This is a genomic window from Curtobacterium sp. 9128, assembly GCF_900086645.1.
Classification (GTDB): Bacteria; Actinomycetota; Actinomycetes; order Actinomycetales; family Microbacteriaceae; genus Curtobacterium.
Map to the genome: position 1 here is coordinate 2,941,176 of NZ_LT576451.1, position 13,140 is coordinate 2,954,315.

A 13,140-nucleotide genomic window follows, 5' to 3' on the forward strand; every position below is an offset into this window, starting at 1 on the left:
GCCGTGACCGGCATCGGCGCGACGGTACCGGCGCAACCGGGCCGGCGCGGCGGTGCCGGGTCGGCTCAGTTGCCCGAGGTGTCGGCGGTCCAGGTCCCGTCGTCGGGCACCGGTCGGCCGCCGGACGGCAGGGTCGCCTGCGGCTCGGCCCCGTCCACGGGAACGTCGATCGTCATCCAGTCGATGAGGAGCGACCCGGCGGCGCTCCGCGGCGGGTGTCCGGCGTTCGAACCGGCCTGCACGACCAGGTGCATGCGCGACGTGGGGATGCTCTGGGTCGTCGTCGCCACAACGGCGTCGTCGACGAGGAACGACATCCGCGCGGGGGTCCACTCGATCGTGTAGGTGTGCCAGTCCGCCAGGGACGCGGCCGTCTCGTACTGGACACACTTCTCCGCGGGGTCCTCGAGGCAGTGCACGTTGAGGGAGGCCGGCGCGCCGAGCGCTCCCTCGGGGAAGTCGATCTCGCCGTCCGACCAGACGTTCTCGTCGCTCCAGAGCAGCACAGCGACCCCGTAGCCGTCGACCTCGTCGCTCTTCATGCGGATGCTGTAGCGCCCGGCGGTCTGCCCACCCCACCGTCCGTCGACCAGGGGCACGATCCCACCGGCGAGCGGGGTGCCGCCCTTGGTGGTCCGGAGGCGCATGTCGAGCATGCCGTCGTGCGCGGTGAGCGCCGACGACTGGTACCGCCCGGTCCCAGCGGTGTCCGCGAACCCGTGGTAGACGGAGAACCGGTCGGCGTAGTCCGCCTCGAACCCGCCCGTCGGGGTGCTGTCGTCGAAGTCCTCCGAGAAGACCCGGTTCCACCCGCTGCCGTCGCTCGTCGGCATGCTCACCCCGCTCGGATCGGCGCCGTCTCCGGTCGCGGTCGTCGTCGACGCCGCGACCACCCCGGCCGCGACGACCAGTGCTCCGACCGCGAAGGCGGTGCGCCGTCCACCGGCGCGGAACGGCACACGGTGCCGGGCGATGCCGGAACCGTGTGCCGGCGCCGCACCGTGTGCCGCCGCAGCCAGCTGGTCGAGCGGACGGACAGCGTCGACGTCGCGGTCGCCGACGCGATCGTCGTCGGTCGTCATCCCGCTGTCGCCCACGCGCGGACTTCCGAGAGCCCGACGTTGACGGTACTGCCGGAGACCCCCGTGGTCGTGAAGCGGACCCACGTCACGTTCCTGGCGGTGAAGTCGACCGTCAGCGCCGAACCGTCGTTCGGGAGCGCGCCGACGGCGACCTGGCTGCCGTCCGAGAACGTCAGGGTCCCGCTCGTGACCTGGTCGTTGGCGTTCGGTCGGTCGTACAGGACGATCCGCTGCAGGGCGACCGGCTTCGACCAGTCGAGCTGGTACCAGATCCCGGTCCGCCCCCACGGCACGACCCACTCGGCCGACGGGTTCGCCGGGTAGCCGGACAGCACGCCGTCGACCGCCTTCGCGACGGTCTGACCGTCCGCCGGGTTGTCCGCCACCGCCGACGGCGTCGCCGAGCCGGTGACGTCCGACAGCGTCGGCGTCGGCGTCGGCGTCGGGGTCGGCGTCGGGGTCGGGGTCGGCGTCGGCGTCGGGGTCGGGGTCGGGGTCGGCGTCGGGGTCGGGGTCGGGGTCGGCGTGGGGGTCGGCGTCGGCGTGGACGTCGAGGTCCCCGCCGGTGCCCACGCCCGGATCTCCGCGAGCCCGATGTTCTGCGTGCTCGCGCTCACGGCCGTGACCGTGAACCGCACCCACGTGACCTGCCGCGCGGCGAACGTCACCGACTGCACCGTGCCGCCGTTGGCGAGTGCCGGGACCGTCACGCTCGACCCGTCGGAGAACGTCAGCTTCCCGCCGGTGACCTGGTCGCTGCTGTTCGGCCGGTCGGCGAGATCCACCTGGGACAGGGTCGTGCCGCCCGCCCAGTCGAGCTGGATCCACGTGCTGGCACGGCCCGATGGGGCGACCCACTCCGCCGACGGGTTCGCCGGGTACCCGCTGACGACGCCGTCGACCGCCTTCACCGCGGTCTGCCCGTCAGCGGGGTTCTCCGCGCTGGCCGTCACCGTCGCAGCCGCCGTGACGTTCGTCGGTCCGGACGTCGGCGGCGGGGTCGTGGTGCCTGCCGGTGCGTACGCGCGGATCTCGGCGAGCCCGATGTTCTCCGTGGTGGTGCTGACCGACGTCACCGTGAACCGCGCCCACGTCACCTGCCTGGCGCTGAACGTGACGGTCTGCACCGCTCCACCGTTCGGGAGCGCCGGGACGGTGACGCTCGACCCGTCGGAGAACGTCAGCGTGCCGCCGGTCACCTGGTCGTTGCCGTTCGGCCGGTCCGCGAGGTCGATCGACGACAGCGTCGTGCCGCCGGACCACCCGAGCTGGATCCACGTGCCCGCACGACCAGACGGAGCGACCCACTCGGCGGTGGGCGCGTCCGGGTACCCGCTGACGACCCCGTCGACCGCCTTCAGCGCGGTCTGACCGTCAGCGGGGTTCTCCGCGCTGGCCGTGACCGTGGCGCTGCCCGTGACGTCGGTCCGGCCCGGATCGACGGGATCGGTGGGTTCGGTCGGGGCGGTCGAACCGGCGGTGTACTCGCGGCTCAGCCACGACGACTCCGGTCGGCTCGAGCAGGCGTCGGCGGACGCACACGTCAGGTCGTCGTAGGGCGCGTACGTGTAGAATGCGTCGGACTTCGCGGCCGTCTGCGCCGCGGTGAGGTTCGACGGCCGGTCTGAGATCGGGTACCCCATGTACCCGGTGAAGGTGTGCGAGCCGCTGTACTGCTGCTGCACCTCGTCGGTGAGGTACCCGACGGTGTGGTGGTCACTGTGGTCGCCGTCGCCGTACGACCCCTCGTAGTCGAGGGTGTGGATGTCGCTCGGCGCGAAGTCCTGCACGATCCCGAGCAGCGTCGACCGCAACTGGGCCAGCGTGTACGTCGCGCTGTGGAACGCGTCCGCGACCGTGCTGATCGAACTGCTGTCGCCCGTGTACAGTCGCTGCAGGCTCTGGTAGCCGTCGCCCCAGAACCCGTTCCCCTCGACGTTGCCGTCCGGGAGCTCCATGAACACCAGGCCGATCCGGGGGTCGGCCGTCAGGGTCTCGGTGTGGAGCGTCCGGCCCGCGACGACGAGGGAACCGGTGGTCCAGTCGGACGCGACGCCCGCGATCTTCGCGTAGGCCGCCTCGAGGCCCTCCTGGCGGCTCTCCCAGTAGTACCTGGGGTAGCCGGCGTCACCGGCCGTGACCACGACGGAGCGGACGCACCGCCCCGCGTCGATGTCTTTCCGGAGCGCGGTGCCCTGGAAGAACAGGTCGTCGTCGGGGTGCGCGACGACGTTGAGCACCCGACCGGCGCTGCAGTCGGCCGTCGGCGTCGCCGCTCCGGCCGTCTCCGCGAGCCCCGGACCCACCACGAGTGCCGCGACGACCGCGAGCACGGCCGCGGCGGACGCGGCGATCGTTCGCCGTGTCCGCCGGGGCCCTCGTCTGTCACCTGGTTGCATGACGCATCCCTTCGCGGGTCAGTTCGTACATCGCCGTCGTGCCCGACGACCACACGCGCTTCCAGTACGGCGAGGACGCCATCGCCCGGGCGAGCTCCTGGTAGTGCGCGTCCGTCTGGTACCCGTAGCGCTCGCCGTAGGCGCCGAACGGCTCGGCGACGAGGGCGTAGTACTGGGTCGCCGGCCACGTGTCGACGAGCTTCGCCGTGATGTCGGACACGTCGGCCTCCGGGTCGTAGGTGGCGGACGGGTCCTGGTAGTTGCCGAGGGCCTCACGGGTCAGGTAGGAGACGTCGAAGTACCGGGCACCGGTGTTGCTCGGCACGGCGATCGCGGATCCCGTGAGGAGCATCACCGAGCCCTTCGGCGCGGTCCGGTCGTAGTACTGCGTGGCTGCCGATTCGCTGCGCGTCATCACGCGGTTCCAGTCGAGTGCGGTCTGCCCGAACGCCCCGATGGCCACGAGCGCGGCGATGCCGGCTCCCGCGACGACGGCGCGCACACCGGCCGGGCGCATCACCCGGCGCACGGCAGAGCCTGCCCACGCCAGCCGTCCGGTCGGCATCGGCAGCGCCGCGGCGAGGATCGCGATCCACGGGGTGGCGAAGAGGACGACGCGGAAGATGCCCTCCTGGCCGTAGTTCGTGGCGACGAGCAACGAGACCGGGCTCGCCGCCGCGAGGAGCAGCCCCCAGTGCACGCGGTCGCGACGGAGCAGCACCGTGACCAGGGCGGCGAGCCCGAGCACCACGAGTGCGGCGGCCGGGACGTCGAACGCCAGCCGCGTGACGAGCGGCTGCGGGAGGAGGGTCGATCCGTGGGACGGCGGCTGCACGTTGTCGAACACGCGCCCGACGTTCGCGAGGGACAGGAACTTGTCGAGCACGTTGCCGTTCATGACCGCGAACACGACAGCGGGCACGAGCACGACCAACGGCAGCCACCACGGGCGGACCAGGCGGAAGACGACGAGCACCACGAGCGCAGCGACCGTCAGGTACGGCGAGATCTGGTGGGTCACGGCCAGCACGATGCCGATGGCGGCGATCCCGACGATCCGGGACAGCCCGACCTTCCGGGCCCGCGGCTTCGCGGCGACGATCCCGTCCACCGACGTCGTGTCGACGCTGCGGAGCGGTCCGGTCGCGAGCACGAGGATCACGAGCGACAGCAGGATGCCGACCGACTGCGGCGAGAAGTAGGTCGTGTTGAGCGACCCGGTCATCGCGATCAGGAACGCCGCGATCCACGGACGCCGTGGTCCCGGGAGCCAGTGCGACGCGAGCACACCCGAGGCGATCGTCGTGCTGAAGGCCAGGAGGACGGGGACCCACGCGGCGATGACCATCGCGTTCTGGATCCCGCCCACGTCGGCCACCCATGCACCGGCGGCGAAGAGCCCCGACCACGTCTGGAAGATGTCAGCGGCGGGGTTCGTCCCACCGTACTGCCGGATGTACTCGAGCACGCCGATGTGCCGAGCGGCCGCCATCACCGTGGGCATGCCGTACGTGATGGCCTGCGCCAGCTGGATCGCGCCGCCGAACACCACCACGGGGACGGCGACGGCACGGCCTCGGACCAGCGCGACCACGGCCGCGGCGACGACGATCGCCAGTCCCACGACGAGCCCGGCGCCGAGCCTGCCGAACAGGCCGTCCCTGATCGGGTCGCCCGTGTGCGTGAGCGCGGTGACGACGACCACGGCGAGCCCGGCCAGCGAGAGCGTCGTGACCGTCGCGGTGGTCCCCCACCGGCGCCGCGTCGGAGCGTCGTCGGCGACGTACCGTGCCCGGCGGAGCTCGGCGAGGTCACGTGGCACGGCGACCGCCACCGCGAGCGCCGTGCCCACGACCACCACGACGAACGGAGCCACCGGGTCCCAGACGTGGAACGTCGCCATCGTGTAGCCGATGCCGATCGTGGCGACGAAGGACCCGGTCACCGCGAAGACCGCGAAGCGTGCGAGGGGCATCGGCCGCAGGAAGAGCAGCGGCGCGACGCCGAGCAGCGCGAAGAGGAACACCGCTGTCGCGCTCGCACGGAGCACCGGGACGCCGACGAGCTGTCCGACCGCGGCGAGGACGAGGACGCCCACCAGGAGGCCGGACGCGACGAGGCGCGCAGCGGGCCCCATCGCACCGGTCGGGACCTCCCGGACCGGTCCAGCGGTCTCGAGACCACGCTGCAGCTCGTGCCGACCGTGCGCCGTCCGGTCGATCGTCCCGGCGCCGCCGATCCGTTCGCGCAGCGCGAGGAACGGCGCCGTGAACGCCGACCGTCGTTCGACCCCGCGGAGCCGACGTTTCGTCGCGGCGAACTCGGCGTCGACGACGTCGAGCGGTTCGGACGCGGCGGACCCGTCGACGGCAGCCGCACGGTCCCCCTGCTCGAGTCCGAGGCGCGCGAAGGCGCTGATGGCCTCTGGAGCAGCGTCGATCGACGCGGCGAGCGTCTCGCGGTCGAAGGCGTTCTTGGTCATCCAGGCTCCGAGTCCGTGGCCGTTCGCTGCGGCGGCGCGGCGCAGCGACGCGACGTCGTCTGCCGATCGCTGCCACGCGATCGCGGCGGGTTCGACCGCGATCGCGGCACCCGCGAACAGCAGTCGTGTGAAGAGGTCGAGGTCGTCCCCGCCGCCGACGCGGGTGCCCGGTCCGAAGGCGGTGTCGAACCCGCCGATCCGGAGGGCCGTCGCGCGGTGCACGGCGAGGTTCGCCCCGGTGCCGTACGCGGACGCGGCGAAGGGGTGCAGTGGGAGGTCACCCGGGTCGTCGCCGAGCCGCAGGACACGGCGACGGATCGTCCTGGCCGCCGGGGTGCGCTCGTCGTGCCACCGCTGCGCCGGCGTGCGGAGCTCCGCGCTGGGCACGAGGCCGGTCACGCACGCGACGTCGGGGTCCGTGGCGAACGCGGTCCCGAGGGCATCGAGCCACCCGGCGTCGACGACGGCCCCCTCGTCGACGAACGCGACGACCGCACCGGTCGCCGCGAGCAGGCCGGCGTTCCGCGCTGCGGCGAGCCCGCCGGACGGTGCGGCGATCGTGGTCACCGTGCGGCCGTCGATCGTCACGACGGCGTCGTCACCCGGCTCGGCCGCGTGCGAGACCACGACGACGTCGAAGGACGGGTACCGGCAGGCGAGCACCGAGCGCATCGTCGAGTCCGAAGCACCGTCCGTGCAGAGCACGACGGTGACGGACGGCAGCACCAGACCTGCTGCCGTCCCGGACACCGACGAGACCCGCGCTGCCGGCGCCGGCATCGGCCGGATCGCGCGCTGCAGGGAGCGGACGTCGATCGTCGCGCCGATGCGGCGGCGCTCGGTGATCTCCGCCTCGACGAACCCGAGGGGCTCGCCGTGGTCGCGCACGAGCAGCCGGGCACGCCGGTACCCCTCGGCCCCGTCGAGCGCGATGACGTCGCGGTGGCTCGAGGCGTGCACGTCCGCGCGGTCGACCTCGCCGACCCACAGGGCGCCGTCCCACGTGGGGAACAGCGGCCCCGTGGTGATCGGCGAGACGACCATCGCCAGGGTCGCACGCGTCACGGTGCACCCACCGGCTGCACGGCGACGGGGACGGGCGTGGGCGACGCCACCACGACGCCGCCGAGGAACCGGCCGACGGCGTAGCCGGTCACGGTTCCGAGCACGCAGGTGACGATCGCGACCGCACGGGTCCCGCCGCCTCGCCCGAGCCGACCGAGTTCACGGAACAGCGCCTTCGGCAGCACCTTCGTCAGGTAGGTCGACTCGCTGGACAGCGAGTCCTTCGCCCCGACGCGACGGCTGAGGACCGCCTTCGAGATGCCCTCGTAGTAGCTCCGGCGCCGCACGTACCGCATCGCGACGCGGTCAGGGGACACACGGTGCGAGACGTTCGACCGCGGCTCGAAGCGGATCCTCGCGGTCGGATCGGCCTGCGCGATCCGGATGCAGAGCTCCGTCTCCTCGCACCCGAGCGGCTGGTTGCCGACCCGGCCGATCCCGGACCGGAACCCGCCGGCGGCGAGGAGCACGTCACGGCGGAACGCCATGCTCGAGCCGATCACATTGCGGACGTCGCCCGGTTCGGTGGGCAGTCCGGTGTAGCTGCAGCCGACGATCCACAGGAGCTCGTCGGGGTAGGGACCCGCACCGGTCGCGGTCGGCCACGACGGGGTCGCCCGACCGCCGACGCCGACGACGTCCGGCAGCGAGAGCGCCTCGACGAGGTGGGCCAGCCAGTCGTCGTCGGCGGTCGCGTCGTCGTCGAGGAAGGCAACGACCTCCGACTCGGCGAGCGCCACGCCGGTGTTCCGCGCGCCGGACAGGCCCCGGTCCTCGGAGTTCTCGACGACCAGCAGCTCCGGCCAGCGTGCCTTCGCACGCAGGAACAGCTCGGGCTCGTGGTCGATGACGACCACCACCTCGGTTGCGTTCGGCTGTCGCTTCGCGGACTCGACCGAGTCCTGCAGGTCGCCCCAGCGCTGCTGCGTGTACGCGCAGATGACGACCGCGACCGTCGGGACGCTCACGCGGCTTCCTCGTCCAGTGCCGGCACGGCGGTCGGGACGACGCGGGGCGTGACCGGGGTGAGGCGCGCGCGTGCCTGCGCCTCGGAGGCGCGGCGACGCTCGTGCATGATCGACTTCAGCACGCGGATGCCGTCGGTCACGGCGTTCAGATTGCTGGTGCCGTGGACGCGGAGCTTCTCGTGGCTCGGCACCTCGGAGATCGCCAGGTCCGCGGCGGACCAGCGGCAGGTCAGGATCGTCTCGATCTCGAAGCCGTCGCCCCACAGCATCGAGCCGTCGGTGGGCTTCGGCAGCGTCGAGGACAGCAGGCCGATCTTGGGCAGCGTGTCCGCCCAGAAGGCGTTGTAGCCGTAGCAGAGGTCCGTGTAACGGGCGCCGAGCAGCAGGTTGCAGACCACGTTCAGACCGCGGTTGCCGAGGCTGCGGACGATCGTGATGTCATCGCTGCCACCGCCGAGGGCGTAGCGCGTGCCCTTGGCGACGTCGGCACCGGCGACCAGCGCGTCGACGAAGCGCGGGATCTCGTCGGGGTCCGCCGAGCAGTCGGCGTCGAACATGACGACGACGTCGCCGGTGACGGCCTCGAACCCGCAGGCGAGCGCGTTGCCCTTGCCCTTCCGGGTCTGCTGCACGACCTTGATCGTCGGCATGAGGCGCTGGGCGGTCGCGATGGTGTCGTCGACCGAGTTGCCGTCGACCAGGATCACCTCGTACACCGGCGGGAGCTTCGGGAGGATGATCTCGAGGTTCCTCGCCTCGTTGCGCGCGGGGATGACGACCGAGACGCGAGGGTCCAGGGGACGGATCGTGCTGGCGGACATGGTGCTCCTGTCGGGTTCAGGGCTGCAATCGGGAAGACCGTCACGGCGACGGTCGATGGCCCTCGGGGTACGCGAGGACTCAGGACGCGGGTACGTCAGCTGCGGTGCACGGCGGTGAGGGTGCACCGTCGTTCCCGTCGGGAGCGGGGGTACGCCGTTCCCTGGGGATTCCCACCTTTGTCGGGGCGGGGTGACGGGTCAATGCGATCGGTGATCCGTTGCGGGGCCGCGGGTGCGGATACGGAAACCCGCAAGCGGGCTGCGGTGGGTCGTCGGGTCGCCCCGGGACGGACGGGAGGCTCGTGGCGGGGTCGCCACGAGCCTCCCGTCCGTCCCGGGGCCGTCAGGGCCGGGTCGGGTCCGTCCCGAGGGCGGCGCGCAGCTCCGCTGCGAGCTCCGCGACGTGCGGTTCGCGCAACAGCGACGTGTGCTCCGCCTGGATGTGCACGGTGCGGTTGTCCCCGCGGAGCACCGAGGACCAGCGCTCGACGTCCGGGTTGTCCTCCGCGAGCACGAAGGTCGACCGCCCGTGGAAGGGCGTCGGCGTGTGCCGGCGCACGATCATCTCGGCGTGGTCGAACATCGCGTCGAAGTCCTTCTGGCCGCCGTAGCGCAGCACCCCGGCGCCGTAGGCCCGTGCACGACGCACGAAGAGGTCCCCGTACGGCACGCCGGACGGCAGCACGCGCTTCACGGCGCGGTCGAGACCGTGTCGGAGCGCGCGGACGGCGGCGTTCCGCGGTTCACGGGGCTCCATCCTGGCGAAGTTGAGCTGCGCGGCCTCGGTCCGGGTGCGGGGCAGGTACGAGTCGAGCAGTGCGAGGTGTTCGATCTCCTCCCCCGCCTCGGTGAGGAGCCGTGCCACCTCGAGTCCGACGATGCCACCGAGCGAGTGCCCGACGATGATGTACGGGCCGCGCGGCTGCACGATGCGCATCAGGGCGATGTACCGCCGGGCGCTCTGCTCGATGCTGCGGTCCGGGATCGCGCGCCGCTCCAGGCCGTGCTGCTGGATCGCGTAGACGTCGTGCTCCGGCAGGTATCGGGAGAGCGGCAGGAACGTCAGGCCGAGCGCGCCGCCGCCGGACAGGCAGAACACCGGCGGGCGTCCAGGGGTCCGCGCCTCGGACACCTTCACGATGTCCGGGTGGCTCGGCAGCGCGCTGGTGCCAGAGCGGACGTGCCGTGCGAAGGTGCGCAGCGTGGGGTGCTCGAGCAGCTCGGACGCGCGCATGTCGACGCCGAGCCGGGCGTGCACGATCGCGAGCATCTCCTCGGCGGAGAGCGAGTCGCCGCCGAGTGCGGAGAAGTCCTCGTCGAGGTGCACACCGCGGAGGCCGAGGACCTCCGCCCAGATCTGCCCCACGACGAGCTCCCACTGGTCGTACTCGCCCTCCACCATCTCGGTCTCGATCGACGGCGCACCGGGGAGCAGCGCGCGGTCGACCTTGCCGCGCTCGTTGCGGGGCAGCTCGGGCATCGGGACGATCGACGCGGGCACCATGTACTCCGGCAGCCGATCACGGAGCGCACGGCGGATCGCCGCGGGTGCCGGGGTCCGACGTCCAGAGCGACCGACGACGTAGGCGACGAGGCGGGTGACGGCCGGCGGCTCGACGAGCGCGGTGACGACGACGTCGTGCACGTCCTCGACGGCGCGGAGCGCTGCCTCGACCTCGCTGGGCTCGACGAGGTACCCGCGGACCTTCACGGCGTCGTCGGAGCGGCCGAGGAGCACCAGGCTGCCGTCGGCCTCGAGCTTCGCGAGGTCGCCCTGACGCCACGTCGGCGTGCCGTCGTCCGTCGCGCCGAGGCGTTCGGCGGTCTTGTCCGGTGCGCCCCAGTACCCGGCGGAGAGGCCGTCGGACTCGATCACGAGCTCGCCGGTCTCGCCGAGGTCGGCCGGGGTGCCGTCCTCGCGGACGATCCTGGCGGTCTTGCCGGGGAGCGGGAACCCGGCGGGGATCACGCCGGGAGCGACGTCGTCGCCCGGAGCGACCGAGCAGTACGCGACGCACCCCATCTCGCTCGCGCCGAAGCCGTTCCAGATCACCGTCCCGGCGTCGAGCACCGGGCGCGCGGCGACGACGTCCGTGCCGGTGGTCGGTTCGCCGACGGTCATCAGGAAGCGGAACGGCAGCCGTGCGCCGCCGGGGACCGCCTGCTTCGTCTGGACGATGGACCGGAGGAGGTGCGGGGTGCAGACGAGCACGTTCACGTCCTCCTCCGGCATCCGCTCGAGGAGTCGTTCGGTGCCGAGGTCCCGCGGGTCGAGGAGCACGATGGCACCGCCGTTCAGCAGGGTGTCGAAGGCCATGAGGTAGCCGGCCGCGAAGGACAGCGGGAGCACGAGGCCCATCCGGTCCCCCGGTCGAAGCCCGAGTGCGACGGCGTCCTGCTCGGCGTTCTGCAGCTGCTGCCGGTGGGTCATCGCGACGCCCTTCGGCATGCCGGTCGACCCGGAGGTGAAGACCAGCACGAGAGGGTCTGTCCCACGTCGCTCCTGTTCGGCGACGCCGGTGCTCCGCGCCACCGCATCGGCGCTGGCCGTGCGGTCCGCGGCGTCCGCCGACGCGTCGAGCAGTGCGTCCAGGTCGTGGACCGGGCCGGCGTCGCCGATGACCGAGGCGGCGAGGTCCGCGTGCTCGGCGTCCGCGAGGACCTCAGAGACGCCCGCGAGCTCGACCACGTGGCGCAGCCGGGCTTCCGGCAGGTGGTCGTCGAGGACCACCACGACGCGGTTCGCCATCGTCAGCGCCAGGACGGCCACCACGGCCTCGGTCGTCTGGCCGGCCATGACGCCGATCGGGACGGGAGCACCGCCGGGGACCGCGCCGACGCCGGCTCCGGTCCGGTCGTCGGGATGCAGCCGCTCGGCGAGGACCGCGGCGAGCGACGACGCGAGCGCATCCGCCTCGGCGAACGTGCACGCGCGGCCGTTGCCGGCGAGGGCCGGCTCGTCCGGGTACGCGGTCACGACGCGTGCCCAGCGGTCGAGGACCGAGTGGTCGTCCGCGGCGGGGACCACAGCGGTGTGGTCCCAACGGTGGTGGAGCAATGCGTCGGTGGACGTCACGGCAGTTCCCCTGGATCGTCTGTTGACCGCCCGTCCGGTACGGCCACTCGGACAGTAAGTCGACGAGTGGTCCCCGTTCCAGGGGTGACGACGGCGGGTGCGGACATCCTGCGGTTCTGCGCATCCTTGCGGGTGCCGCTGAACGTGCCGTGAACGGAGCACGAAAACGGCCCCCGGGACATCCCGGGGGCCGTTCTCACATCTGCTGGGGTACCTGGACTCGAACCAAGAACGACGGTACCAGAAACCGCTGTGTTGCCAATTACACCATACCCCAAAAGACCTGTCGGTCTTCCGTCCCCGTTGTCCGGGGCACGGTCATCTACTGTACAGCATCCCGGAGGTCCGCAAGACCACCGACGAGGTCGCGGTGCACCGCGGCGGCGGTCGTCGCACCGTGCCCGGCGGCGACGATGAGCTGCTCGGGCCCGGGCGGGGTCACGTCGCCGACGGCGTACAGCCCGGGGACCGTCGTGCGTCCGACGCGGTCGACCACCACGAGTCCCTCGGCGTCGCGGTCGAGTGCCGCGTCGACCCAGTCCAGGTCGACGTGCCACGTCGGCCGGACGAACCCGCCCGTGCGCGGCTCCACGTGGCCGTCTGCGAGGCGCACGCCGGTCATCCCGGACCGGTCCCCCTCCAGGTCGGCAACGGGCCGCTCGTCGATCCGCACGCCCGCGTCGGCCAGCCGTCGGCGACCCTCGGCGTCGAGGGGCGCGATGCCGTTCGTGTACACGACGAGGTCGTCCGTCCACGCCGCGATGAGCAGCGCCCGGTCGACGACGTCGGCGGTCTCGCACACGAACGCCAGGGGTTCGCCGGACCGCTCGTAGGCATCGCACTCGACGCAACTGTGCATCGCGGTGCCGTAGAACGCCCGCAGGGACGGCAGCGCCGGGAACTCCTCACGGAGCCCGGTCGCGATGACCACCGTGCGCGCCGTCTCGTCCACCTCGGCGCCGCGCCAGGTCCCGTGCACGCGCCAGCCGCCGCCGTCCGGTGCGACACGGTCGACGATCGCCTGCACGACCGTGGCCTCTGCGTACTGTTCGACCTCCGCGCGTCCGAGCTTCCGGAGCTCGAGCGGCGACACCCCGTCGCGAGTCAGGAAGCCGTGCGACCGCAGGGTGGCGGCGTTCCTGGGACGGTTCGCGTCGAGCAGCAGCACGGACCGCTTCGCCCGTACCAGGTTGAGCGCGGCGCTGAGACCAGCGGGCCCCGCACCGATCACCGCGACGTCGTACACG

At 72.4% G+C, this 13,140-nt stretch carries 7 protein-coding genes and 1 tRNA gene; all 8 read right to left on the minus strand.

Translation table 11 applies throughout. The features are described from left to right. Positions 1 to 65 precede the first annotated feature (65 nt). The 8 genes from QK288_RS14075 to QK288_RS14110 all read right to left on the minus strand — a co-directional run bounded on the left by QK288_RS14075 (position 66) and on the right by QK288_RS14110 (position 13,139). The gene (locus tag QK288_RS14075; protein ID WP_281264911.1) at positions 66 to 1,082 is read right to left on the minus strand and encodes a glycoside hydrolase family 16 protein; all 1,017 of its coding nucleotides are present in this window, start codon (positions 1,080 to 1,082) and stop codon (positions 66 to 68) included. Further along, positions 1,079 to 3,481: a PIG-L family deacetylase gene (locus tag QK288_RS14080; RefSeq protein ID WP_281264912.1), complete on the minus strand. Its 2,403-nt coding sequence runs from the start codon at positions 3,479 to 3,481 to the stop codon at positions 1,079 to 1,081. Before QK288_RS14080 ends, QK288_RS14075 begins: the two co-directional genes overlap by 4 nt. Beyond that, positions 3,468 to 7,028, minus strand: coding sequence for a glycosyltransferase (locus QK288_RS14085; protein WP_281264913.1), 3,561 nt, complete (start codon positions 7,026 to 7,028; stop codon positions 3,468 to 3,470). The genes QK288_RS14080 and QK288_RS14085 overlap by 14 nt, the downstream gene beginning before the upstream one ends. Then, entirely contained in the window at positions 7,025 to 7,996 is a 972-nt protein-coding gene (locus tag QK288_RS14090; RefSeq protein WP_281264914.1) for a glycosyltransferase family 2 protein, read from the minus strand. The genes QK288_RS14085 and QK288_RS14090 overlap by 4 nt, the downstream gene beginning before the upstream one ends. After that, positions 7,993 to 8,817 (minus strand): glycosyltransferase family 2 protein, encoded by an 825-nt coding sequence (locus QK288_RS14095; protein ID WP_281264915.1) that lies wholly within the window; start codon positions 8,815 to 8,817, stop codon positions 7,993 to 7,995. Before QK288_RS14095 ends, QK288_RS14090 begins: the two co-directional genes overlap by 4 nt. 343 nt (positions 8,818 to 9,160) lie before the next feature. Beyond that, the gene (locus QK288_RS14100) at positions 9,161 to 11,893 is read right to left on the minus strand and encodes an AMP-binding protein (RefSeq protein WP_281264916.1); all 2,733 of its coding nucleotides are present in this window, start codon (positions 11,891 to 11,893) and stop codon (positions 9,161 to 9,163) included. Between the two features lie 205 nt (positions 11,894 to 12,098). After that, positions 12,099 to 12,170: transfer RNA gene (locus QK288_RS14105), tRNA-Gln, on the minus strand. A 45-nt stretch (positions 12,171 to 12,215) separates the two neighbouring features. After that, positions 12,216 to 13,139 (minus strand): NAD(P)/FAD-dependent oxidoreductase, encoded by a 924-nt coding sequence (locus tag QK288_RS14110; RefSeq protein WP_281264917.1) that lies wholly within the window; start codon positions 13,137 to 13,139, stop codon positions 12,216 to 12,218. Between the last annotated feature and the right edge of the window lies 1 nt (position 13,140).